We start from the raw sequence: 24,506 nt of genomic DNA on the forward strand, positions 1-24,506 counted from the left end.
AAGCACTTTCACGTCGGCGTATTTCTTGAATATCCCCTAATCAGTCCCTCTCCCTGAGGTGAGGGGGCCTATACATCGATCTGAAAAAACCAGTCGATTATGGATTCGGTACAGCAAGATCAGGTCGGCGAAACTCTCAAGCATCCCCCAATCAGTCCCCTCTCCCCCCGGGAGAGGGTTAGGGTGAGGGCGCTTTTGACTTTGATTTTTCCACTGAACGAATCCGCCCAAACCCCCGTCATACCCAACCTTGAGCTAGCGTACGAAAGGTACCGCTGAGCCCTGCGATTAGTCCTGAGCGTACTATCCATGTTTAACTTGAACGTTCATTCAAGTTAAACCGGCGGTTCGCTGCCCGCTCACAACAGGAGGCTTGCCTTTGCTGAGTCCGATCATTTCAGCCATTTTCCAACCCCTTGAGGTGCACCGTTCATGAGTGCATCGTCCACCCCCGCCAGCGGTCTGGTGCGCATGAATCCGCCGGTGTTCTGGTTCGCCGCGACGGTGATCCTGCTGTTTGGGCTGACGGTCATCGCCATGCCGGAACAGGCCGGCGCCTGGCTTCTCGAAGCGCAAAACTGGGCGGCCAATACGGTCGGCTGGTACTACATGCTCGCGATGACCCTGTATCTGGTCTTCGTGGTGGTCACCGCGTTATCGGGCTACGGCAAGATCAAGCTCGGTGCCGACCACGACGAACCCGAATTCAGTTACCTGTCCTGGGCCGGCATGCTGTTCGCCGCCGGGATCAGCATCACGCTGTTTTTCTTCTGCGTGTCCGAACCGCTGACCCACATGCTTCAGCCGCCCCAAGGCGAGGCTGGCACCCCGGAGGCGGCGCGTCAGGCGATGCAGATTCTCTTTCTGCACTGGGGCCTGCACGGCTGGGGCGTGTTCGCCTTTGTCGGCATGGCGCTGGCGTATTTCGCCTACCGGCATAACCTGCCGCTGGCGCTGCGCTCGGCGCTGTACCCGCTGATCGGCAAGCGCATCAACGGCCCCATCGGCTACGCCGTGGACGGCTTCGGCATCATCGCCACGGTGTTCGGCCTCGGTGCGGACATGGGCTTCGGCGTGCTCCATCTCAACTCCGGTCTGGACTATCTGTTCGGCATCGCCCACACCCAGTGGATTCAGGTCGGCCTGATCACGCTGATGATGGGCGCGGCGATCATCGTCGCCGTCTCGGGTGTGGATAAAGGCGTGCGGGTCATGTCCGACATCAACATGCTGCTGGCCTGTGCGCTGCTGCTGTTCGTGTTGTTCGCCGGCCCCACCCAGCATTTGCTCAACACCCTGATCCAGAACCTGGGCGACTACCTCGGCGCCTTGCCGATGAAGAGTTTCGACCTCTACGCCTACGACAAACCGAGCGACTGGCTCGGCGGCTGGACGGTGTTCTACTGGGCCTGGTGGATCGCGTGGTCGCCGTTCGTGGGCCTGTTCATCGCACGGATTTCCCGTGGTCGGACCATCCGCGAATTCGTCTTCGGCGTGTTGCTGATTCCGCTCGGTTTCACCCTGGCGTGGATGTCGATCTTCGGCAACAGCGCCATCGACCAGGTGCTCAATCACGGTATGTCGGCACTTGGCATGTCGGCCCTCGACAACCCGTCGATGACCCTTTACCTGCTGCTGGAAACCTACCCGTGGAGCAAGACCGTCATCGCGGTAACGGTGTTCATCAGCTTCGTGTTCTTCGTCACCTCCGCCGACTCCGGCACCGTGGTGCTCTCGACCCTGTCGGCGAAGGGCGGTAACCCGGATGAAGACGGGCCGAAATGGCTGCGGGTGTTCTGGGGCGCGATGACCGCGCTGATCACCAGCGCGCTGCTGTTCTCCGGCAGCATCGATGCGCTGAAGTCGGCGGTGGTGCTGACCTCCTTGCCGTTCTCGCTGATTCTGCTGCTGATGATGTGGGGCCTGCACAAGGCGTTCTACCTGGAGTCGCAGAAGCAGATCGCGCAACTGCATTCGCTGGCGCCGGTGTCCGGTTCACGGCGGGGCAAGGGCGGCTGGCGTCAGCGTCTGAGCCAGGCCGTGCACTTCCCGTCGCGCGACGAGGTGTACCGCTTCATGGACACCACGGTGAAACCGGCCATCGAAGAAGTGACGGCCGTGTTCGCCGAGAAAGGCCTGAACGTGGTCACCCAACCGGATCCGGCGCACGACAGCGTCAGCCTGGAAATCGGTCACGGTGAACAGCACCCGTTCATCTACCAGGTGCAGATGCGCGGCTACTTCACGCCGTCGTTCGCCCGTGGCGGCATGGGCTCCAAGCAGCTCAACAATCGCCGCTACTACCGCGCTGAAGTGCACTTGAGCGAGGGCAGTCAGGACTACGATCTGGTCGGTTACACGAAAGAGCAGATCATCAACGACATCCTCGACCAGTACGAACGGCACATGCAGTTCCTGCATCTGGTGCGTTGATCGGGGCAGGGCGCCGGGACGATTCAGGTCTCGGCGCTCAGCACCATGAACAACACCATCGCCGCCAGCGGCACGCCATAAACGGCGCTGCCGATCGCAATCTCCGAACCCAACGGCTGCCCGGCGTGGACCACACCGACCGCACCATTGATCACCGTCAACGCCAGCCACAACGCCGCGAAACCATAGGCCAGCGTCTGCCGACTGAAGCCGATGCGCTCGCCGATGTAAAACATCAGCGCCAGCAGGATCAGGCCGAAGAAGATGATGATTGCGGTGTGCATGGATGTGCCTGCGGGATGTGCGGTGTTTGATCGGACGATTTCGCGGGCAAGCCCGCGAAGGCGCCACCTCGGTTTCATTTAGAGCATAGCCAAACCCGCCCACGCCATATTCGTCAGGTACTTTCCCGCTCAATGACCGTGCACTGCAGCAGGTTCAGCCGCTGCACCTCATCGCTCGGCAACACGCCAAGGCTTTCCAGCACCCGCGTCGCTGCCAGTACGCCGATCTCCAGCGCCGGCGGTTTGATCGTGCTCAGGCTCGGCAGCAGCATCTCGGCGAACGGGTAGTCGCCAAAGCCGAGGACGGCGCAGTCTTCGGGGATGTTGAGGCCGGCGCGTTGTCCGGCGAGCAGGCCGCCGGCGGCGAGGTTGTCGTTGGCGAAGATGATCGCGTCCGGGCGTGGGGAGGCGTTCATCAGTGCTTCCATCGCTTGCTTGCCGGCCTCGAACGGGGCGCGATCGGCGTCGGGTGCGAATACCCAGGGCTCAAGTCCTAGCTTGCGCACGGTCGCGGCGTAACCGTCGCGGCGTTCCAGTGCGCTGAAGTCGCCGGGTGCGCTGTTCTGCACGAAGGCGATGCGTCGATAGCCTTTGTCGTGCAGATAACGAGCGGCGCTGACACCTACTTCGAAGTGAGAAAAGCCGATCTGCATCGGCTCACGCTCCGGTTGGTAATCCCAGGTTTCGATCACCGGGATATCTGCCTCGGCGAGCATCTTTTCCGTGCCCGCGCTATGGAAGTGACTGGTGACCACCAACGCTGCCGGCGACCAGCCGAGGAATGCCCGCACCGCGTTTTCTTCCTGCTCGGCGCTGAAGTAACTCGAGGCCAGAAGTAGCTGATAGCCGTGACGGCTGAGGGTGTCGCTGAAGCCCTGAATGGTGTTGGCGAAGATCGGCCCGGAGATGTTCGGGATCACCATGCCGACGATTTTCCCCCGCGCCGAGGCGAGCCCGCCGGCCACCAGATTCGGCACGTATCCCAGCTCGGCGACCACCGCCGCGATCCGTTCGCGGCGTTCGGGCGAGACCTGTTCCGGCTGGTTGAAGTAGCGCGACACGGTGATCGCCGAAACACCGGCCTGGCGCGCCACCGCGTTGAGGGTCACGCGACCGGCGCCACGGCGTTTGCGGGGCTTTTCTTCGCTCAAGGCTCGATCCTTCTTAAAAACCAAAACGCATATAAAAGTAATTTTTCAGTATTGGACGGTCTATGTCCGGCTTGCCAATACTGGCGATGTTAGCGCTAACAAAGCGCGTTGTCTGCTACTCGCTCGAGCGAATGCCCAAGACACCGAGACAGGCGCTGTCGTCGCAGAACGGCAGCGGTTCAGGGCAACTTTTCGAGCGGGCAAACATGCACAACATTCCTGGGGCGACACATAAACTGGCGCAATCGATCCGCGCTGCGGGCTGGCTACTCACCGGGCTGGCTGCGCTGCCGCTGCCCGCCGCGTTCGCCGCGGACAGCACCGATCAGGAGCCGACACTCAAGTCCGTCACGGTCACCGCCACCCGCCGCGAAGAGTCGCTGCAAAAGGTGCCGGTGGCGGTGTCGGTGATCGACGGCGAGCAGCTGGAACGCGACAACCGCAACAGCGTGGCGAGCATCGTCCAGCAGGTGCCGTCGCTGAATTTCCGCACTGGCGCATCGAACAAGGACACCTCGTTGTTCGTGCGCGGCGTGGGGACGATTTCCACCTCGTCGGGCGTCGAACCGACGGTGGCCACGGTGATTGATGGCGTGGTTTATGCGCGCCCCGGCCAATCCACTCTCGATCTGCTGGACCTGGAACGCGTCGAAGTCCTGCGCGGCCCGCAAGGCACGCTGTTCGGCAAGAACGCCTCGGCCGGTGTGCTGAACATCACCAGCAAGGCGCCGACCGCCGAGACCCACGGCTACATCGATCAGTCGTACTACAGCGGCAACGAAAGCCGCACCCGTTTCGGCATTGGCGGCAGCCTGATTCCGGACACGCTCAAGGGCTCGATCAGCACCTTGTTCGGCAGCTACGACGGCAACGTCGACAACCAGCACAACGGTCAGGAGGTCAACGGCTACAACCATCGCGGCGTGCGCGGCAAACTGGAATTCACTCCGAACGACGACATCACCTTCACCCTGATTGCCGACTACATGCAGTCCCACGATGACGGCCCGAACGGCGTCGTGACCAAGGCACTGACCCCGGCCTTCGCCAATGCGCTGAGTCCGGTGAGTGCCACCAGCCACAATCGCGACATCAACACCGACACCCGCTCCCACGTCGAGGACACCAACAAGGGCCTGTCCGGCCAGCTCGACTGGCAACTGGGGAATTACACCCTGACCTCGATCACCGCGTGGCGTGGCTGGGACAACACTCAGTATCAGGACGGCGACCGCCTCGGTACGGTAACGGCCGCGTTCCCCGGCACAGCGGACAAGGGCGATCTGGCGTTCGACCAGTACTCGCAGGAGCTGCGTCTGGCGTCGCCGAAAGGCGAGTTCCTCGAATACGTCGGCGGCCTGTTCTACATGCACGGCAAGGACGAGGAAACCTATCAGCGCACGCTGACCACCACACGGACAGATCGCGGCGTCGCCGATTACAGCACCACCAGCGACAGCTATGCGGTGTTCGGCGAGAGCACGCTGAATTTCACCTCGAACTTTCGTGGCATCGCCGGCCTGCGCTACACCCACGACAATCTCGAATACGATCACCGTCGCGTCTCTACGTCCGCCACCACCGTCAGCGGCATTCAACCGGCCACCCGCAGTTCCGGTTCGGTGGACGAGGACGGCTGGTCCGGCCGGCTCGGTTTGCAGTACGACCTGAGCGATACCGTCACCACCTACCTGACCTATTCGCGTGGCTACAAAGGTCCGGCCTACAACGTGTTCTTCAACATGCAGCCACGCGACACCGAAGCACTGAAACCGGAAACCTCCAACACCTGGGAGGCGGGGATCAAAGCCTCGTCCTGGAACAATCGCCTGACCACCAACCTGGCGGTTTTCCACAGCGACTACGACAACTATCAGGCGAACTTTTTCGACACCGTCGCCGGGCAAGTCGTAACGCGCCTGATCAACGCCGGCAGCGTCAGCACCGAGGGTGTGGAACTTGATTTCGCCCTGCAGGCGACCCAGCAACTGAAGTTCTCCGGCGCGCTGGCCTACACCCGCGCCCGCATCGACGAGTTCGCCTGCCCGGCGGGCGCGGCGGCGTCGTGCAACGTCAACGGCAAACCGCTGCCGTTCAGCCCGGACTGGAAAAGCTACGTGCGCGCCGACTACACCATCCCGCTGGATAACGGCCTGGATATCGAACTCGGCACCGATTACAGCTGGCAGAGCGAAGTGCAGTACGACATCAGCCAGAACGCCGACACCAAACAGGGCGCCTACGGCCTCTGGAATGCCAGTGTGGCCCTGGCCGATTACACCAATGGCTGGCGCGTGGCATTACTCGGCAAGAACCTCACCGACAAGTCGTATTCGCCATTGCTCGCCAGCGGTGGCAACTACATCTACCGCGCCGTGCCGCGTGACGACGAGCGCTACTTCGGCGTGCAACTGCGCAAGGACTTCTGAGATGAGCAGACAGCTGAAACTCGGCGCGTTCCTCATGGCCACCGGGCACCACGTTGCCGCGTGGCGTCACCCGGAAGTGCCGGCCAACGCCGGGCTGGATTTCGCCCATTACAAACGGCTGGCGCAGATTGCCGAGGCAGCGAAGTTCGACACTCTGTTCGTCGCCGACAGCGTCGCCGCCCCGACCCAGGAAATCGCCAGCCGCATGGCCCGTTCGGATCACTTCGAACCGCTGACGTTGCTCTCGGCGTTGAGCGCAGTGACCGAGCACATCGGCCTGATCGCCACCGCCACCACCAGCTACAACGAGCCGTACCACGTGGCGCGCAAGTTCGCTTCGCTCGATCACCTGTCGGGCGGGCGAGCGGGGTGGAATCTGGTGACCTCGGACAACGCCGCCGAAGCGCAGAATTTTGGCCGCGACGAACACATCGGCCATGCCGAACGCTACAGCCGCGCCCGGGAATTTCATCAGGTGGTCACGGGTCTCTGGGACAGTTGGCAGGACGATGCCTTCATTCGCGACAAAGCCAGCGGCGCGTATTACGACCCGGAAAAACTGCACGTGCTGAATCACGTCGGCGAGCACTTCAAGGTCAAAGGCCCGCTGAATGTCGCGCGTTCGCCACAGGGGCAGCCAGTGATCGTGCAGGCCGGCTCGTCGGAAACCGGGCGTGAACTGGCGGCGCAGACGGCCGAAGTGGTGTTCACCGCGCAGACTTCACTGGCCAGCGCCCAAGCCTTCTACGCCGACCTCAAGGGCCGCTTGCCGAAGTACGGACGCAGTGCCGATTCGCTGAAAATCATGCCCGGCGTGTTTGTCGTGGTCGGGCAGACGGAAGCCCAAGCGCAGGAAAAATGTGAAACGTTTCAGCAATTGGTCGAACCCGAGGTTGGCGTCGCCCTTCTTGGGCGTATGCTGGGCAACTTCGATCTGTCGAAGTACCCGCTGGACGGGCCGCTGCCGGAATTGCCGCTGACTGACAGCGGCCAGCAAAGCCGACAGAAACTGCTGACCGAACTGGCCGGCCGGGAGCATCTGACCCTGGCCGAACTGGGTCGCAGAATCGCTGGCGGTCGCGGGCATTACAGCGTCGTCGGCACTCCGGCGCAGATTGCCGACCGCTTGCAGGAGTGGTTCGAGCAGGGCGCGGCGGACGGCTTCAATGTGCTGGTGCCGCACCTGCCCGGCGGGCTCGAAGACTTCGCCAATGGCGTGGTCCCGGAACTGCAACGGCGTGGGCTGTTCAGAACCGAATACGAGGGCCGGACCTTGCGCCAGAACCTTGGCCTCGCCCGGCCCGGCAATAGATTTGCGTAGCAATCGACACCCGATTCAAGACCGACAAGAGAGGATTCGATGACTTACACCGCTGCCGAGAATCGCTACAACTCCATCCCTTACCGCCGCGTCGGACGCAGCGGTCTGGTGCTGCCGGCGCTGTCCCTGGGCCTGTGGCACAACTTCGGCGACAGCACGCCGATCGACACCCAGCGCTCGTTGCTGCGCACGGCGTTCGACCTGGGCATCAACCACTTCGACCTGGCCAACAACTATGGCCCGCCCTACGGCAGCGCCGAGATCAACTTCGGCCGTCTGCTACGCGAAGACTTCAAGCAGTACCGCGATGAACTGATCATCTCCAGCAAGGCCGGCTGGGACATGTGGCCCGGTCCTTACGGCCAGGGTGGTGGTTCGCGCAAATACGTGCTGGCGAGCCTCGACCAGAGCCTGCAACGCCTGGGCCTGGACTATGTGGATATCTTCTATTCGCACCGCTTCGATCCGGACACCCCGCTGGAAGAAACCGCCAGCGCCCTCGCCACTGCGGTGCAGCAGGGCAAGGCGTTGTACATCGGTATCTCGTCGTACTCCGGGGTGAAAACCCGCGAAATCGCCGCGTTGCTCAAAGAGTGGAAAGTGCCGCTGTTGATTCACCAACCGGCGTACAACCTGCTCAACCGCTGGGTGGAAAAGGACCTGCTCGACACCACCGACGAACTCGGCACCGGCGTGATTGCATTCACTCCGCTGGCGCAAGGTTTGCTGACCGACAAATACCTCAACGGCGTGCCGGCGGATGCGCGGGTCAATCGTCCGGGCGGTGGCTCGTTGCTGTCTTCGCACTTGTCCGAGGCCAACATTGCTCATGTGCGGGCGTTGAATGAAATCGCCAAACGTCGTGGGCAGAGCCTGGCGCAACTGGCGCTGGCGTGGACACTTCGGGATCCTCGGGTGACTTCGGCGCTGATCGGCGCGAGCCGGCCGGAGCAGATTGTCGAGAACGTCGGGGCGTTGAAGAATCTGAGCTTCAGTGCGGAAGAGTTGGCGGAGATTGACCGGTTTGCTCAGGAGGGCGGGATCAATCTTTGGGAGAAGCCTTCGACGGCGGAGTGATCGAAACTGGGGGGTGGGTCAGATAGATCCCCCCTCACCCCAGCCCTCCCGAAACGTCGGACCGCCCCCAGGGGGGCGAGGGGGAAAGGGAGCAAATCTCCGTGCTTTTCAAACCTGAGTTCGATTCGATATTTCAGGTCGGTGTATAGCGACAAAACACCTCGGTCAGTCCCCTCTCCCTCCGGGAGAGGGTTAGGGTGAGGGGGCTCTTGATTTTGCTCTGGCGTTAAAGGCTCAACGAAAAAACGGCACATCCCCCAACACCGTAGCCCGCTGCATCACCCGCCGCGCCGGCCGGTAGTCATCCACCGCGTAATGCTGGGTCACGCGGTTGTCCCAGAACGCAATGTCGTCCTTCTGCCAGCGCCAGCGAATGGTGAACTCCGGCCGCGTCGCATGCGCGAACAAGAACTTCAACACCGCTTCGCTCTCGGATTCCGACAGCTCATTGATCTTCGACGTGAACCCTTCACTGACGAACAGCGAACGCCGTCCGCTCACCGGATGCGTGCGAATCACCGGGTGCGACAGCGGTGGATTCTTGCGCCGTGCCGCTTCCCACTGCGCCAGTGCTTCCGGCGTGTTGCCGTAGCGTTCCAGCGGAAACGAGCGGGTGAAATCGTGAGTTGCGGTCAGCCCTTCGAGCAGCGCTTTCATCGGCGCCGACAGCGCCTCATACGCGGCAATCCCGCTGGCCCACAATGTGTCGCCACCGAATTCCGGCAGCAGCTTGGCGCTGAGCACCGCGCCCATGGCCGGGGTCGGCAGGAAGGTCACGTCGGTGTGCCAGATCGCGTTGTCGCGCACGTCGGTGACGGCGGTGTCGAGGATCAGCACTTCCGGCTGTTCCGGCACGTTCGGGTAGATCGGGTGAATGTGCAGATCGCCGAAGTAAGCGGCGAAACGCGCCTGCTGCGACGGCTCGATCGGTTGATTACGGAAGAACAGCACCTGGTATTTGAGCAGTGCCTGCTCGATGGTGTCGCGCTGTTCCAGGTTCAGCGGCTGGCTGATGTCGACGCCGCTGATCTGTGCGCCGAGGGCCGAGCTTAAAGGGGTGATGTTCAGGCTGCTCATGGTGGTTCTCTTCAATTCCGGGGCCCCGAAACTGTCGGGGTAGTCAGTGCTGAAAAATCAGTGGGCCTGGCCGTGCCACGGCACCAGTTTGCGTTGCAGGGCGCGCAGGCCCATCTCCATCGCGAAGGCGATCAGGGCGATGACCAGAATCCCCAGCACCACCACATCGGTGACCAGGAACTGCGCCGCCGACTGCACCATGAAGCCCAGGCCGCTGGTGGCCGCGATCAGTTCGGCAGCGACCAGAGTCGACCAGCCGACACCCAGACCAATGCGCACACCGGTCAGAATGTCTGGCAGGGCGCTTGGCAAAATCACATGGCGGATCAGTTGTGCGCGAGTGGCGCCCAGCGACTGTGCGGCGCGCAATTTGGCCGGGTCGACGGTGCGCACGCCGGTGGCGGTGGCAATCGCGATCGGGGCAAAAATCGCCAGATAGATCAGCAGCACTTTCGACAACTCGCCGATGCCGCACCAGATCACGATCAGCGGCAAATAGGCGAGCGGCGGAATCGGCCGGTAGAACTCGATCAGCGGATCGAGCACACCACGGGCGATGCGGTTGGCGCCGATGGCAATGCCCACCGGCACCGCGGTCAGAATCGCAAAACCGAGGCCCAGGCCGATGCGGCTCAGACTGGCGCCCAGGTGCTGCCACAACGTCGAATCCATGTAGCCCGTGGTCGCCAGCAACCAGCCTTTTTGCAGCACGGCGGACGGTGGCGGCAGGAACAGCGGTTCGATCAGGCCGGTGGCGGTCACGGCCCACCAGATCACCAGCAACGCGAACAGGGTCAGCAGGCTGATCCAGCGGGTGCTGAGGCTGCGGCGCACGGGAATCACCACCGATGTGGCGGCGGGTTTCACGGCGGTGGCGGAAACGTCGTAACTGCTCATGCGCGCTCCTGCCGCTGAACGGCGCTGCGTTGCGAGAACACTTTGGCCAGCACGTGTTCGCGGGTTTCGATGAAGCGCGGATCGGACTTGATCGCCCGCGCCGATTCGCCGGCGGCGTAGCGCTGGCCGAAGTCGAGGTGCAGGCGCTCGACGATCTGCCCCGGATTCGGCGCGAGCAGAATCAGGTCAGTGGCGAGGAACACCGCTTCTTCAATGTCGTGGGTAATCAGGAACACCGGTTTGGCGGTGCGTTGCCAGACTTGCAGCAACAGCTCCTGCATCTGTTCGCGGGTGAAGGCGTCGAGGGCGCCGAAGGGTTCGTCCATCAGCAACACACGCGGATCGGCGGCGAGGGCGCGGGCCAGGCCAACGCGTTGCTTCTGGCCGCCGGAAAGCTGCCAGATGCGACGGTGTTCAAAACCGGAAAGGTCGACCAGTGCGAGCATTTCCCGAGCGCGCTGTTCGCGTTTGTCCTTGGCCACACCGGCCAGTTCCAGACCGAAAGCGACGTTGGCCAGCACGTCCTGCCAGGGCAACAGGGCGTCGTCCTGGAACACCACGCCGCGTTCGGCGCTCGGACCTTTGACCGGCACGTTGTCGAGGGTGATGCGGCCGGCGCTCGGTTCGACGAAACCGGCAATCAGGTTCAACAGCGAAGTCTTGCCACTGCCGGACGGGCCGAGGGCCACCAGCAATTGCTGAGGGCCGAGGGTCAGGGAAATGTCGGACAGTACCGGTTCCGGGCTGCCGGGATACTGTGCGCTGATGCGCTCCAGCTGTAGCAAGGCCATCGCAGTTAACTCCCGATCAATTGGTGATGTACTTGGCGCTGACGTACGGCGCGTAGTCCGGCAGTACCGCTTCGACCTTGCCTTGCTCCTTGAGGAACGCAGCGGTGTCAGTGATGGCTTTGGTGGTCGGAGCGCCGAGGTCGCTGACTTGATCCGCTGCCAGCGGGTAGACGTTGCCTTGCAGCAGCAATGGGATGTCGCTGGCTTTGGCGCCGGAGAGTTTCACCAGCTTGTCGACGTTGCTCTGATTGGCCAGCCAGGCTTTCGGATCCTTGCGGTAGTCGGCGTAGGCGTCGAGGGTGACCTTGGCGAAGGCGGTGACGATTTCCGGGTGCTTCTCGGCGAAGTCCTTGCGCACGATCCAGGCGTCGAAGGTCGGTGCGCCGAACTTGGCCAGTTCACCGGAAGTGATCAGCACTTTGCCGTTTTCCTTGGCCACACCCAGCGCCGGATCCCAAACGTAGGTGGCGTCGATGTCACCGCGTTTCCACGCAGCAATGATCGCTGGCGGGGCGAGGTTGAGGACGGTGACTTTTGATGGGTCGATGTTCCAGTGCTTCAGCGCGGCGAGCAGGCTGTAGTGACCGGTGGACACAAACGGCACGGCGATTTTCTTGCCGACCAGATCCTGCGGGGTCTTGATGCCGGAGCCGTCGCGGGCGACCAGTGCTTCGGCGGCGCCGATCTGGGTGGCGATGAGGAAGGTTTCCACCGGGACTTTGCGGGTGATTGCAGCGGTCAGCGGGCTGGAACCGAGGTAGCCGATCTGCACGTCGCCGGAGGCGATGGCGGCGATGATGTCGGCACCGTTATCGAATTTGCGCCAGTTGATGTCGGCCTTGGTGGCTTTCTCATAGGCGCCGTCGGCCTGGGCGACTTTCGCCGGGTCAACGGTGGTCTGGTAGGCGACGGTGAGGTCGGCGGCCTGAGCCAGGAAACTCGCAGCAGCCAGAGAGGCCACGGCCAGCAGGCGAAGCGGGAAATTCAGTTTCATTGAAGAGCTCCATATCAGGCGACCGAGCGTCGGCGTGAAAGGAGACTAAATGATCTAAGAATCTAAAAATAAATAACTTTTTAGAATGAGCTTATGAGCGGAAAAATCTAAGCGTGGGAGAGTGGGGGCTTTTCGGATTATCGGTTCGGACTTGAAATCCTTACCCCCTCACCCCAGCCCTCTCCCCCAAGGGGGCGAGGGGGAAAGGGAGCCGATCGAGGGCTTTTCACAATCGGAGTTCGGCTCGGTATTTCAAGTCGGCGTAGCTCTGATAAACACTGCGGTCAGTCCCCTCTCCCACCGGGAGAGGGCTAGGGTGAGGGGGCTGCGATCCAACGCCGATCAATCAGTTGCTGATCGCTAAAATACTCGCCTGATACGACCCGACAAACACGTCGAAATCGCCCACCTCGTTCTGCTCAAGGTCAGCCTGTTGCGCCAGCGACGAACGCGCCAGTTCTTCAAACTTCGCCTGTTCCTCAGCCGCCAACGGTTCGCTGCGGAAGAACTCGGCGTGGGCCTGGCTCTGGCGCAGGGAGAATTGCGCGAAGCTTTCCTTGTGCGTGGCCATCGCCGCCAGCACCTGAGCCGAAGGCGTCAGGGACGAATCCTTGACCTTGGCCAGTTGCGCATCGAGCGCCTTGCTGTGGGCATCGCCGCCGTGGCTTTGATCCAGCAGCGCCGCCAGCGGAGCGATTTTTTCCAGCAGTTCGGCGGCCCATTCCTTCAGCTCCACCGGTTGGCCGTCGCGCTGCAATTGCAGGCCCGGACGGCGACCTTCCTTGACCACGCTGAGGAAGTTGGAGGTGGCGTTGCCGCAGGAGTTGTTGGTCAGCAGCGGGCTTTCGTTCAGCGCGCAGTACAGCAGGAACGCGTCGAGGAAGCGCGACTCGGTGAGGTCGATGCCCATCGGCAGGAACGGGTTGATGTCCAGGCAGCGTACTTCGACGTACTGAATGCCACGGGCCATCAAGGCCTGGATCGGCCGCTCGCCGGTGTAGGTCACGCGTTTCGGGCGGATGTTCGAGTAGTACTCGTTTTCGATCTGCAGGATGTTGGTGTTCAGTTGCACCCACTCGCCATCCTGGTGCGTGCCGACTTCGACGTACGGCGCGTACGGCGTGGCCACCGCTTTGCGCAGGCTGTCGGTGTAGCTCGCCAGGTCGTTGTAGCAAGGGGTCAGACCGGCCTGGGCGTTGCTCTGGTAACCGAGGTCGCTCATGCGCAGGCTGGTGGCGTAGGGCAGGTACAGGGTGTCGGGATCCAGCTGTTCCAACTGGTGCGCACGACCGCGCAGGAAACCCGCGTCCAGCGCCGGCGAGGCACCGAACAGGTACATCAGCAGCCAGCTGTAGCGGCGGAAGTTACGGATCAGCGCGATATAGGACGACGACTGGAAATCCCGGTCGGTGCCGATGAAGCCTTCGGCTTCCTTGAGCAACGGCCAGAGTTTTTCCGGCAGGGAGAAGTTGTAGTGAATCCCGGCGATGCACTGCATGGTCTTGCCGTAACGCAGGGCCAGGCCCTTGCGGTAGACGTACTTGAGCTGACCGATGTTGGAGGTGCCGTAATAGGCGATCGGGATATCTTCCTCGGCCGGCAACGGGCACGGCATCGATGGACTCCACAGGTACTCGTTGCCGAGCTTGCTGTAGGCGAAGCGATGAATCTTGTCCAGGCTCGCCAGGGTATCGGCCGGGTCTGGCAGGGCAGGCGTGATGAACTCCAGCAGCGACTCGGAATAGTCGGTCGTGATCTGTTCGTTGGTCAGCGCGGAACCCAGGGCTTCAGGGTGCGGCGTTTGGGCCAGGCGGCCTTCGCCGTTCACGCGCAGGCATTCACGTTCGATACCGTGAAGGCACTGCTCAAGCAGAGAGAGGTTAGCGCGCTCGCCGAGCAGAGCCAGGCGGCGGTTGAGAAGTTCGCTCAATTTGGATTCCTTCACGCGTCAGTCGCCCCAATATGGGGGTGGGCAGGACGGTCTACAAGGGTGAAGTTGAAACTGGCGTTTTCGCCTGGTTTTCGGGCCATGAAAGCCCCATTGGAAACGCCAACTTCAGTCCCTGAATCTGGCAGACGCGGGCGAGGAAAACTCCGACGCTGCGATCACAGCGCCGAAATTAACTCAAAATGATGAACAACATCTACAGGACAGCGAACGTGCCTTGCGCTTTTGCGACCAGTTTGTCGCCCTGCATCACGTCGGCTTCGACCACCAGCGTGCGCCGGCCCGGGTGGATCACCCGCGCCGTACACATCACCTCGCCCTCGGAGACGGCGCGGATGTAGTTGATCTTGCACTCGATGGTCGCGCTCTGCTGGTCGAAGCCGTGGGTGCTGGAACAGGCCAGCCCCATGGCGATGTCGACCAGACTGAACAGCGCGCCGCCGTGCAGCTTGCCGCCGCGATTGCGCAGTTCGGGTTCCAGCGCCAGGACGACTTGCGCCACCCCGGTTTCCAGGCTGTGCAGGCGGCAGCCCAACAGCTTGAAAAACGCGCTCTCGACGAGCCCGGCTGGCATATCCATCAGCGTTTCTTCAACTGCTTGGCGTTGGCAAACAGCGACGCCATCGCGTTATTCACCGGAGCCGCCGGGGTGCTTTCCTTGCGTGGCGCCGAACCCTGCGACTGGCGTGGCGCCGAGCCCGGACGCGAGCCACGGGCACCATCGATCTTCTCGCCCGGGGTGTCGCTCATGCGCATCGACAGGCCGACGCGCTTGCGCGGGATGTCGACTTCCATGACCTTCACTTTCACCACGTCACCGGCCTTCACCGCTTCGCGCGGATCCTTGATGAACTTCTCCGACAGCGCCGAAATGTGCACCAGACCGTCCTGATGCACGCCGATGTCGACGAACGCACCGAACGCGGTCACGTTGGTCACCACGCCTTCGAGGATCATCCCCAGTTGCAGGTCCTTCAGGTCCTCGACGCCTTCCTGGAACTCGGCAGTCTTGAACTCCGGACGCGGGTCGCGGCCCGGTTTTTCCAGTTCCTGCAGAATGTCGGTGACGGTTGGCAGACCGAAAGTCTCGTCGGTGAATTTCTTCGGATCCAGACGCTTGAGGAACGCCGCGTCACCGATCAGCGAGCGAATGTCGCGGTCGGTTTCAGCGGCGATGCGTTGTACCAGCGGATAGGCTTCCGGGTGAACGGCCGAGGAATCCAGCGGGTTGTCGCCGTTCATCACACGCAGGAAGCCGGCGGCCTGTTCGAAGGTTTTCTCGCCCAGACGCGCGACTTTCTTCAAGGCCGCGCGGGTCTTGAACGCGCCGTGTTCGTCACGGTGGGCCACGATGTTTTGCGCCAGGGTCGCGTTGAGGCCGGAGATCCGCGCCAGCAGCGCCACGGAGGCAGTGTTTACGTCCACGCCCACGGCGTTCACGCAGTCCTCGACCACGGCGTCCAGGCCGCGCGCCAGTTTCAGCTGCGACACGTCGTGCTGGTACTGGCCGACACCGATGGATTTCGGATCGATTTTCACCAGTTCGGCCAGCGGATCCTGCAGACGACGGGCGATCGATACCGCGCCACGGATCGACACGTCCAGATCCGGGAATTCCTTGGCTGCCAGTTCCGATGCCGAATACACCGATGCGCCGGCTTCGGAGACCATGACTTTGGTCATTTTCATCGCCGGGTATTTTTTGATCAGTTCGATCGCCAGTTTGTCGGTTTCACGGCTGGCGGTGCCGTTGCCGATGGCGATCAGATCGACCGAGTGCTTGGCGCACAGGGCGGCCAGGATGGCGATGGTCTGATCCCATTTGTTGTGCGGCACGTGCGGGTAAACCGTGGCGTGATCCAGCAGCTTGCCGGTGGAGTCGACCACCGCAACCTTGCAACCGGTACGCAGGCCCGGGTCGAGGCCCAGAGTCGCGCGCGGACCGGCCGGGGCGGCCAGCAGCAGGTCGTGCAGGTTGTGGGCGAACACGTTGATCGCTTCGGTTTCGGCGCCGTCGCGCAGCTCGCCCAGCAAGTCGGTTTCCAGGTGGGTGTAGAGCTTGACCTTCCAGGTCCAGCGCACCACTTCACCCAGCCATTTGTCGGCCGGACGGTTCTGGTTCTGGATGCCGACGTGCTGGCCGATCATGCCTTCGCACGGGTGCAGGGTGCCCGGCAGTTCTTCGCCGACTTTCAGCGCGGAGCTGAGAATGCCTTCGTTGCGGCCACGGAAAATCGCCAGCGCGCGGTGCGACGGCATGCTTTTCAGCGGTTCGTCGTGTTCGAAGTAATCGCGGAATTTCGCGCCTTCCTCTTCCTTGCCGGCGATCACGCGGGCACTGAGGGTGGCTTCCTGCTTCAGGTAGGTGCGCAGTTTTTCCAGCAAGTTGGCGTCTTCGGCGAAGCGCTCCATGAGGATGTACTTGGCGCCTTCCAGTGCAGCCTTGGCATCGGCCACGCCTTTTTCGGCGTCGACGAAGCGCGCGGCTTCGGTTTCCGGGGTCAGCGACGGGTCGTTGAACAGGCCGTCGGCCAGTTCGCCGAGGCCGGCTTCCAGGGCGATCTGGCCCTTGGTGCGGCGCTTCTGCTTGTACGGCAGGTACAAGTCTTCGAGGCGGGTCTTGGTGTCGGCGAGTTTGATTTCGCGCTCCAGCTCAGGGGTGAGTTTGCCCTGCTCCTGAATGCTGGAAAGAATGCTGATGCGCCGTTCGTCGAGTTCTCGCAGGTAGCGCAGACGCTCTTCCAGATGACGCAGTTGGGTGTCATCGAGGCTGCCGGTCACTTCTTTCCGGTAACGGGCGATGAAGGGAACGGTAGAGCCTTCATCGAGTAGCGCGACGGCCGCTTCGACCTGTTGTGGGCGTACGCCGAGTTCCTCGGCGATGCGGCTGTTGATGCTGTCCATAAAACCACCTGACAAATTGTGAAAGCAGTCTCGCAGGCGCGTAAATAAAGGCCCGGAGTCTGGTGGGGCGGCTTGATGCTGGCCGCTGCCTGGGTCAAAAGGCATCCCATTGACCCGTGAAATCGAACAATTACTGCGGCGCCCATGAAAATAAGGGACGGCCACCTGCGGTAACGATTCAGACGTTGCCTGACACAAAAGGCCGCGCATTATAACCAGCGTTCTGTCATTCGGGGGCGACGCAGTCTGTAGGCACAAGCCCCGGTTTTCTGGCAGTGAAGGAAAAATCTGCTAACAATGCACACGGTGCGTATAACGGCAGCTACGCCATAATGCGCGCCGAGCTAAAAGGAGCATCCAATGAGCAGCACTGCACAAACTGCTGAAGGCGAAAAAATTCTCATCGTTGACGACGATCCGGGGCTGAGCAGCCTGCTGGAACGCTTTTTCGTCAGCAAGGGCTACCGTGCCCGCGCCGTACCGAATACCGAGCAGATGGATCGTCTGCTGTCGCGTGAAGTGTTCAACCTGGTCGTCCTCGACCTGATGCTGCCGGGCGAAGACGGCCTGACCGCTTGCCGCCGCCTGCGGGGCGCGAACAATCAGATTCCGATCATCATGCTTACCGCCAAGGGCGACGAACTGAGCCGTATCAAGGGCCTGGAACTGGGCGCCGACGATTACCTGGCCAAGCCCTTCAACCCGGACGAGCTGATGGCTCGCGTCAAAGCCGTGCTGCGCCGTCAGGCCGCGCCGGTGCCGGGCGCGCCGGGCAGTGAAGAAGAAAACGTCACGTTCGGCGATTACGTGCTGTCCCTGGCTACCCGCGAACTCAAGCGCGGCGACGAAGTGCACATGCTCACCACCGGTGAGTTTGCGGTACTCAAGGCCCTGGTGATGAACGCTCGTCAGCCGCTGACCCGCGACAAGCTGATGAACCTGGCCCGTGGCCGTGAGTGGGATGCCCTTGAGCGTTCCATCGACGTGCAGATTTCCCGTCTGCGCCGGATGATCGAACCCGATCCGTCCAAGCCGCGCTACATCCAGACCGTCTGGGGTGTCGGCTACGTATTCGTGCCGGATGGCAACTCCACCAAGTGATGGGTGATTTGTAGGAGCGGGTCTGCGGGAAACGGTCGGAAACGCCGTCAGCGCAGACTCGCAATCCGCAATATGCGAGCATTGCTCGCTCCTGCAAGTGTGTAGCGGTTATCCATGAAAACCCCCGTCTGGTTCCCCCAAAGTTTTTTCTCCCGCACCCTGTGGCTGGTGCTCATCGTCGTATTGTTTTCCAAGGCATTGACCCTGGTTTATCTGTTGATGAACGAGGACGTGCTGGTGGATCGCCAATACAGTCACGGCGTCGCCCTGACGTTGCGTGCCTACTGGGCCGCCGACGAAGAGAACCGCGCGAAAATCGCCGATGCCGCGACCCTGATCCGCGTGGTCGGTGCCGGTGTGCCGGAAGGCGAACAGCACTGGCCGTACAGCGAAATCTACCAGCGGCAGATGCAGGCGGAACTGGGTGCCGACACCGAAGTGCGCTTGCGCATGCACTCGCCGCCGGCCTTGTGGGTTCGCGCGCCGAGCCTGGGGGATGGCTGGCTGAAAGTCCCGCTGTATCCACACCCGTTGCGTGGCCAGAAAATCTGGAACGTGCTCGGCTGGTTCCTGGCGATCGGCCTGCTGTCCACGGCGTCTGCGTGGATTTTTGTCAGCCAGCTCAACCAGCCACTGAAGCGTCTGGTCTACGCTGCCCGGCAACTCGGCCAGGGCCGCAGCGTGCGCCTGCCTATCAGCGACACCCCCAGCGAAATGGCCGAGGTTTATCGCGCCTTCAACCAGATGGCCGAAGACGTCGAGCAGGCCGGTCGCGAGCGTGAGCTGATGCTGGCGGGGGTATCCCATGACCTGCGGACGCCGCTGACCCGTCTGCGGCTGTCACTGGAGTTGATGGGCGATCGCACCGACCTGACCGACGACATGGTGCGTGACATCGAAGACATGGACGCGATCCTCGACCAGTTCCTCGCCTTCATTCGTGATGGTCGGGACGAGTCGGTGGAGGAGGTGGATCTCAGCGATCTGGTGCGTGAAGTGGCGGCGCCCTATAACCAGACCGAAGAGAAAGTGCGCCTGCGCCTGGAGCCGATCCAGCCGTTTCCGTTGCGTCGGGTGTCGATGAAGCGCTTGCTGAACAACCTGATTGGCAACGCGTTGAATCATGCTGGCGGCAGCGTGGACGTCGCGGCGTATGTATCCGGTGACACCAGTGCGCCGTATGTGGTGCTGAGCGTGATGGACCGTGGGGCGGGGATCGATCCTTCCGAACTTGAGGCGATCTTCAACCCGTTCACCCGTGGCGATCGTGCCCGGGGCGGGAAGGGCACCGGGCTGGGCTTGGCGATCGTGAAGCGGATTGCGTCGATGCACGGCGGCAATGTCGAACTGCGCAACCGCTCCGGTGGCGGACTGGAAGCACGGGTTCGATTGCCGCTGGGATTGATGCTGCCAAGAGATGCCGTTTAACGGCAGCCTCAAGCGGCAAGTTTCAAGCTACAAGCTACAGCGGCTTTTACTCGCCACTTGCAGCTTGTAGCTCGCCGCTGTTTTTTATCCCTTGCCTTTTGTGCGGGTCATGTTCGGCCCGCCATTCTTCTCGAGATGCTCGATGATGATCCCCGCCACGTTCTTGCCCGTGGTGGTTTCGATCCCTTCCAGCCCCGGTGACGAGTTCACTTCCATCACCAGCGGCCCGTGGTTCGAGCGCAGGATATCCACACCCGCCACCGCCAGGCCCATGACCTTGGCTGCACGCAACGCGGTCATGCGTTCTTCCGGGGTGATTTTGATCAGGCTGGCGCTGCCGCCCCGGTGCAGGTTGGAGCGGAACTCGCCGGGCTTGGCCTGACGCTTCATCGCCGCGATCACCTTGTCGCCGACCACGAAGCAGCGGATATCGGCGCCGCCGGCCTCCTTGATGTATTCCTGCACCATGATGTTCTGCTTCAGGCCCATGAACGCCTCGATCACCGACTCTGCCGCCGTCGCGGTTTCACACAACACCACGCCGATCCCCTGGGTGCCTTCCAGCACCTTGATCACCAGCGGCGCACCGTTGACCATGTCGATCAGGTCGGGAATGTCGTCCGGCGAGTGGGCGAACCCGGTCACCGGCAGGCCGATGCCCCGTCGTGACAGCAGCTGCAACGAACGCAGCTTGTCCCGCGAGCGGGCGATGGCCACCGATTCGTTGAGCGGAAACACCCCCATCATTTCAAACTGGCGCAACACGGCGCAGCCATAAAACGTCACCGACGCGCCGATCCGCGGGATCACTGCGTCGAAACCCTCCAGCGGTTTGCCACGGTAGTGGATCTGCGGTTTGTGGCTGGCAATGTTCATATAGGCGCGCAAGGTGTCGATCACCACCATTTCATGCCCGCGTTCGGTTCCGGCTTCGACCAGACGGCGGGTGGAATACAGACGCGGGTTCCGCGACAGCACAGCGATCTTCATGCAACACCTGTGGAGGAGGTAGATACCGGGAACACCGGCTTGTCTTGTACATATTTGATGCCCGGATTGACCACCAGCTGGCCGTCGATCAGGGCTTTGGAACCGAGCAACAGGCGATAGCGCATGGACTTGCGGCAGGCGAGGGTGAACTCGATTGGCCAGACCCGGTCACCCAAGGCCAGGGTGGTGCTGATCACGTAGCGCACCTGGGCCTGACCGTTCGAACTCTTGATAGTCTTGCGTGCCACCAGCGGCGCTTCGCATCGCCGATGGCGTAACTGCACGACGGTGCCCAGGTGCGCGGTGAAGCGCACCCACTTCTCGCCGTCACGTTCGAACGGCTCGATGTCGGTGGCATGCAGGCTGGAGGTGCTGGCGCCGGTGTCGATTTTTGCCCGAAGGCCGGCGACTCCCAGATCCGGAAGCGCCACCCACTCGCGCAGACCGATAACGGTCAAATGGTCAAATGTCTTCAATGGAAAAACCAACGATTAACGCGTCCACGCTTCAGGGGACACCTGGGCTAACGCTTTGAATGCGGGTCTGGCGAACCAGTAACCCTGCATCAGAAATATTCCGCAGTCCGCCAGGAAATCCCGTTCACCCGCACTCTCTATGCCTTCGGCGATGACTGTAACGTCCAACTCCGCACAGATTGTGACAATCCCCCGAACGATAGCCTGACGAACACGGTCACGGTCGATATCGCGGATCAGCGCCATATCGAGCTTGATCAGGTCCGGTTGGAAATCGGCCAGCAGATTGAGCCCCGAATAGCCGGCACCGAAATCGTCGATGGCCGTCTTGAAGCCGAATTCGCGGTATTCACGCAGAATATTGGTCAAATGGCGATAGTTATCTACGTGCTCGCTTTCCAGTGTTTCGAAAATCAGCCGGTCGATCGGGAAATTGTGTTTTCTGGCAGCCTCCAAGGTGCTGCGAATGCATAACTCTGGACGATAGACGGCGTTGGGCATGAAGTTGATCGACAAGTGTGTCTGCATATTAAGCTCGGCTGCGCCTTCGATGGCGCGAGTCCGGCAGAGCTGGTCGAAACGGTAGCGGTTATCTTCTGTAACCTGATCCAACACGGTTAAAGCGCCTTCACCAGCCGCACCACGAACCAGTGCCTCGTAGGCGTACACCGACTCGTCACGCAGATCCACGATGGGCTGATAAGCGAACGAAAAATCGAAGCCCAGCGGCTCGCTTTGCTGGCAGCCCAGGCACCCGGATTTGGGCGAGGTCAATGAAGACGGAAATTTGGTCACTCGATCACTCCATGCCGTTGAACCGGCGAAGATCACAGTTTATCTGGAGGGCCGGATTCTTGCGCCCGACAGAATCGGTAGTACAGTTCCGACTACTGGCTGAACGAGGAATTCATATGGCGCAAAAACAGGAAGAGGACGACAAGGTCCGTCTCGACAAGTGGCTGTGGGCCGCGCGTTTTTTCAAGACTCGCGCTTTGGCCAAGGCTGCCATCGAGAGCGGCAAGGTGCATTGTCGGGGAGAGCGCTGCAAGCCTGGCAAAGAGCCACGCATTGGCGATGAGTTCGAGATTCGCACGGGCTTCGATGAGAAGACCGTTGTGGTTCAGGCCCTGTCGATTGTGCGTCGCGGCGCACCTGAGGCGCAGACGCTGTATGCCGAGACCGAGGCGAGTATTGCCAAACGTGAAGCGGCTGCGGCGATGCGCAAGGCGGGCGCCCTGGGCGTGACCACCGACGGTAAACCGAGCAAGAAGCAGCGTCGGGATCTGTTTAAATTTCGTGGGAACAGTAGCGGCGAATAAAAAAACGCAGCCTGCCGGCCTGGGTTCAAGACCCGCCGGCGGCTGCGTTTTTTTCAGTAACCGTTGATTACTGCGCGGACACCACACTCATCCGCGAAACCATCGGCAGTTTGCCCAGCAGCCGGAAAACCGGCGCCGTGACCTTCAACCAGAAGTTCGCCGCGTGATAAGCAAACGGCGTGTAGTAACCCCAGCCCAGTGCCCACACCGCCAGCAGCATGCCGCCGATATAATCGTCCTGGCCCCAATGAGCACCGGCGACCAGACGCGGCAACATGAACAGCAGTGCCAGACCCCAGATCACCAGAAACTGACCAGCCGTACGGCTGAACACGCCCATGAATAGCGCCCAGATCAGCAGCACCGAGGCGTGGTCACCGGGGAAACTCTGGCTCGAGCGGTCCTTCAGTTCCCAGGTCTTCTCCAGATGCGGGAAGTAATCGCTGATATGCACGGCACCTTCGAGCACCATCGACGGGCTGCTGTGCTGCCAGCCCATGTGATCGGCGAACTTGGAAAACAGCGCGCGGATCACCACCATCAGCAGCAGGATCGAAAAAAATCCGAAAAAGGCGCGACGCACGTCAATCGCCCTGAACACCCAGTCGCCCTTGATAAGCAGCGCCAGCAGAATCAGGCCGACGACGATGTCGAACGGTCGCAGACTTGCAATTGCCCAGATGTGGAGCCATATGGGGTTGCTGGCCAGCGGTGCATTGAGTGAGCGGAACAGCCACTCGTCGAAAATCACACACAGCATCTGACCCGTAGGCCATAACCAGAAAGCCAGTAGTGCCAATGGCACAACGTTGCACAGAACCAGCCGGCCGAGGTTCCACCTTGATTGGAACAAACCCGGATTGTTCATAAAATGCCTCCCGTGGCTGAACATCGGCATCAAAAAGGATGCCAGAAGCGCGGGATTTTCATTCTTTGTAACCATTTTGTCATCACATTCAGATACCCAGACCTATGACCGATTTCCTCGATACCGATTACACCCAACGCTTCATCTTCGATGACAGCGACACGCGCGGCGAACTGGTGTCGCTGGAGCGCAGCTATGCCGAAGTGCTCGCCAAGCACCCGTACCCGGAGCCGGTTGCGCAATTGCTGGGCGAACTGATGGCTGCCGCCTCGTTGCTGGTGGGCACCCTGAAATTCGATGGCCTGCTGATTCTTCAGGCCCGTTCCGAAGGCCCGATTCCGCTGCTGATGATCGAATGCTCCAGCGAGCGCGAAATCCGCGGCCTGGCGCGCTATCACGCCGAGCAGATTCCTGCCGACGCGACCCTCGGTGATCTAATGCCGAACGGTGTCCTGGCCTTGACCGTCGACCCGATCGCCGGCCAGCGTTACCAGGGCATCGTCGACCTCGACGGCGAAACCCTGTCCGACTGTTTCACCAACTATTTCGTCATGTCCCAACAGGTTGGCACTCGCTTCAAGCTGTGCGCCGATGGCCGTCGTGCCCGTGGTCTGCTGCTGCAGCAACTGCCGGCCGATCGCCTGAAAGACGAAGAAGAACGCGCAGCCAGCTGGCAGCACATCACCGCGCTGGGCAACACCCTGACCGCTGATGAACTGTTGAGCCTGGACAACGAAACGGTTCTGCATCGCCTCTACCATGAAGAGCAGGTTCGTCTGTTCGATGTGCAGAAACTGCGCTTCCACTGCAGCTGCTCCCGCGAGCGTTCGGGCAATGCACTGGTCAGCCTGGGGCTGGAAGATGCGCAGGCGCTCGTGGCCGAGCAAGGTGGAAAAGTCGAGATCGATTGCCAGTTCTGCAACCAGCGCTACCTGTTCGATGCGGCAGATATCGCTCAATTGTTCGCTGGAGCGGGCGTTGAGACGCCGTCAGATACCCGGCACTAAAACGGTTCAGC

General features: G+C 61.5%; 21 protein-coding genes. 8 read left to right on the forward strand and 13 right to left on the reverse strand.

Annotated features, from left to right (window positions below):
• The first annotated feature begins 471 nt into the window (after positions 1–471).
• The gene (betT, locus tag CAF74_RS10555) at positions 472–2,433 is read left to right on the forward strand and encodes a choline transporter BetT (protein WP_165369568.1); all 1,962 of its coding nucleotides are present in this window, start codon (positions 472–474) and stop codon (positions 2,431–2,433) included.
• 23 nt (positions 2,434–2,456) lie between these two features.
• Here the strand turns inward: betT and CAF74_RS10560 are convergent, their stop codons facing one another.
• Both CAF74_RS10560 and CAF74_RS10565 read right to left on the reverse strand, forming a co-directional pair.
• Positions 2,457–2,717, reverse strand: a complete 261-nt coding sequence (locus CAF74_RS10560) for a hypothetical protein (RefSeq protein ID WP_007952727.1) — start codon at positions 2,715–2,717, stop codon at positions 2,457–2,459.
• Between the two features lie 113 nt (positions 2,718–2,830).
• Positions 2,831–3,868 (reverse strand): LacI family DNA-binding transcriptional regulator, encoded by a 1,038-nt coding sequence (locus tag CAF74_RS10565; RefSeq protein WP_085746334.1) that lies wholly within the window; start codon positions 3,866–3,868, stop codon positions 2,831–2,833.
• A gap of 206 nt (positions 3,869–4,074) precedes the next feature.
• Here CAF74_RS10565 and CAF74_RS10570 point away from each other — a divergent pair, with 206 nt between their 5' ends.
• From CAF74_RS10570 to mgrA, 3 genes are read left to right on the forward strand one after another with little or no spacing between them, the layout of a single operon-like run.
• A complete protein-coding gene (locus tag CAF74_RS10570) occupies positions 4,075–6,297 on the forward strand; it encodes a TonB-dependent receptor (RefSeq protein ID WP_085746335.1) in 2,223 nt (740 codons plus the stop codon).
• Between the two features lies 1 nt (position 6,298).
• Positions 6,299–7,618, forward strand: coding sequence for an LLM class flavin-dependent oxidoreductase (locus CAF74_RS10575; RefSeq protein ID WP_085746336.1), 1,320 nt, complete (start codon positions 6,299–6,301; stop codon positions 7,616–7,618).
• Between the two features lie 39 nt (positions 7,619–7,657).
• Positions 7,658–8,695 (forward strand): L-glyceraldehyde 3-phosphate reductase, encoded by a 1,038-nt coding sequence (gene mgrA / locus CAF74_RS10580; RefSeq protein ID WP_085746337.1) that lies wholly within the window; start codon positions 7,658–7,660, stop codon positions 8,693–8,695.
• 234 nt (positions 8,696–8,929) lie between these two features.
• Here the strand turns inward: mgrA and tauD are convergent, their stop codons facing one another.
• The 7 genes from tauD to CAF74_RS10615 all read right to left on the reverse strand — a co-directional run bounded on the left by tauD (position 8,930) and on the right by CAF74_RS10615 (position 17,306).
• Positions 8,930–9,772 carry a taurine dioxygenase gene (gene tauD / locus CAF74_RS10585; RefSeq protein WP_085746338.1) on the reverse strand — a complete coding sequence of 281 codons (843 nt, stop codon included), beginning with the start codon at positions 9,770–9,772 and terminating at the stop codon, positions 8,930–8,932.
• A gap of 57 nt (positions 9,773–9,829) precedes the next feature.
• Positions 9,830–10,669, reverse strand: a complete 840-nt coding sequence (gene tauC / locus CAF74_RS10590) for a taurine ABC transporter permease TauC (protein WP_064382739.1) — start codon at positions 10,667–10,669, stop codon at positions 9,830–9,832.
• Positions 10,666–11,460 carry a taurine ABC transporter ATP-binding subunit gene (tauB, locus tag CAF74_RS10595; protein ID WP_011331959.1) on the reverse strand — a complete coding sequence of 265 codons (795 nt, stop codon included), beginning with the start codon at positions 11,458–11,460 and terminating at the stop codon, positions 10,666–10,668. Before tauB ends, tauC begins: the two co-directional genes overlap by 4 nt.
• A 16-nt stretch (positions 11,461–11,476) precedes the next feature.
• Entirely contained in the window at positions 11,477–12,454 is a 978-nt protein-coding gene (gene tauA / locus CAF74_RS10600; RefSeq protein WP_007952702.1) for a taurine ABC transporter substrate-binding protein, read from the reverse strand.
• 346 nt (positions 12,455–12,800) lie between these two features.
• Positions 12,801–14,384 carry a glutamate--cysteine ligase gene (gene gshA / locus CAF74_RS10605; RefSeq protein ID WP_085746339.1) on the reverse strand — a complete coding sequence of 528 codons (1,584 nt, stop codon included), beginning with the start codon at positions 14,382–14,384 and terminating at the stop codon, positions 12,801–12,803.
• A 214-nt stretch (positions 14,385–14,598) separates the two neighbouring features.
• Positions 14,599–14,982 (reverse strand): PaaI family thioesterase, encoded by a 384-nt coding sequence (locus CAF74_RS10610; protein WP_085746340.1) that lies wholly within the window; start codon positions 14,980–14,982, stop codon positions 14,599–14,601.
• Positions 14,982–17,306: a Tex family protein gene (locus tag CAF74_RS10615; protein WP_085746341.1), complete on the reverse strand. Its 2,325-nt coding sequence runs from the start codon at positions 17,304–17,306 to the stop codon at positions 14,982–14,984. The genes CAF74_RS10610 and CAF74_RS10615 overlap by 1 nt, the downstream gene beginning before the upstream one ends.
• 360 nt (positions 17,307–17,666) lie before the next feature.
• On the opposite strand from CAF74_RS10615, the gene ompR reads away from it, so the two are divergent.
• Positions 17,667–18,407, forward strand: coding sequence for a two-component system response regulator OmpR (gene ompR, locus CAF74_RS10620; RefSeq protein WP_007952694.1), 741 nt, complete (start codon positions 17,667–17,669; stop codon positions 18,405–18,407).
• A 114-nt stretch (positions 18,408–18,521) separates the two neighbouring features.
• A complete protein-coding gene (locus CAF74_RS10625; RefSeq protein WP_007952691.1) occupies positions 18,522–19,835 on the forward strand; it encodes an ATP-binding protein in 1,314 nt (437 codons plus the stop codon).
• 84 nt (positions 19,836–19,919) lie between these two features.
• On the opposite strand, the gene rimK is transcribed toward CAF74_RS10625, so the two are convergent.
• From rimK to CAF74_RS10640, 3 genes are all read right to left on the reverse strand, one after another.
• Positions 19,920–20,825, reverse strand: a complete 906-nt coding sequence (rimK, locus tag CAF74_RS10630; RefSeq protein ID WP_007949201.1) for a 30S ribosomal protein S6--L-glutamate ligase — start codon at positions 20,823–20,825, stop codon at positions 19,920–19,922.
• Complete coding sequence (locus CAF74_RS10635; RefSeq protein WP_230737646.1) at positions 20,822–21,241, reverse strand: ATP-dependent zinc protease; 420 nt, start codon at positions 21,239–21,241, stop codon at positions 20,822–20,824. The genes rimK and CAF74_RS10635 overlap by 4 nt, the downstream gene beginning before the upstream one ends.
• A gap of 75 nt (positions 21,242–21,316) precedes the next feature.
• Positions 21,317–22,096 carry an EAL domain-containing protein gene (locus CAF74_RS10640; protein WP_007952688.1) on the reverse strand — a complete coding sequence of 260 codons (780 nt, stop codon included), beginning with the start codon at positions 22,094–22,096 and terminating at the stop codon, positions 21,317–21,319.
• A 116-nt stretch (positions 22,097–22,212) separates the two neighbouring features.
• On the opposite strand from CAF74_RS10640, the gene CAF74_RS10645 reads away from it, so the two are divergent.
• Positions 22,213–22,620 (forward strand): RNA-binding S4 domain-containing protein, encoded by a 408-nt coding sequence (locus CAF74_RS10645; RefSeq protein ID WP_007952687.1) that lies wholly within the window; start codon positions 22,213–22,215, stop codon positions 22,618–22,620.
• Positions 22,621–22,687: 67 nt separating this feature from the next.
• On the opposite strand, the gene CAF74_RS10650 is transcribed toward CAF74_RS10645, so the two are convergent.
• Positions 22,688–23,488 carry a phosphatase PAP2 family protein gene (locus tag CAF74_RS10650; protein ID WP_085746342.1) on the reverse strand — a complete coding sequence of 267 codons (801 nt, stop codon included), beginning with the start codon at positions 23,486–23,488 and terminating at the stop codon, positions 22,688–22,690.
• A gap of 104 nt (positions 23,489–23,592) precedes the next feature.
• On the opposite strand from CAF74_RS10650, the gene hslO reads away from it, so the two are divergent.
• The gene (gene hslO / locus CAF74_RS10655; RefSeq protein ID WP_085608616.1) at positions 23,593–24,495 is read left to right on the forward strand and encodes an Hsp33 family molecular chaperone HslO; all 903 of its coding nucleotides are present in this window, start codon (positions 23,593–23,595) and stop codon (positions 24,493–24,495) included.
• Positions 24,496–24,506: the final 11 nt, after the last annotated feature.

The sequence above is a fragment of the Pseudomonas sp. R45(2017) genome, from assembly GCF_002112305.1.
In the GTDB taxonomy this organism is placed as follows: Bacteria; Pseudomonadota; Gammaproteobacteria; order Pseudomonadales; family Pseudomonadaceae; genus Aquipseudomonas; species Aquipseudomonas paraglycinae.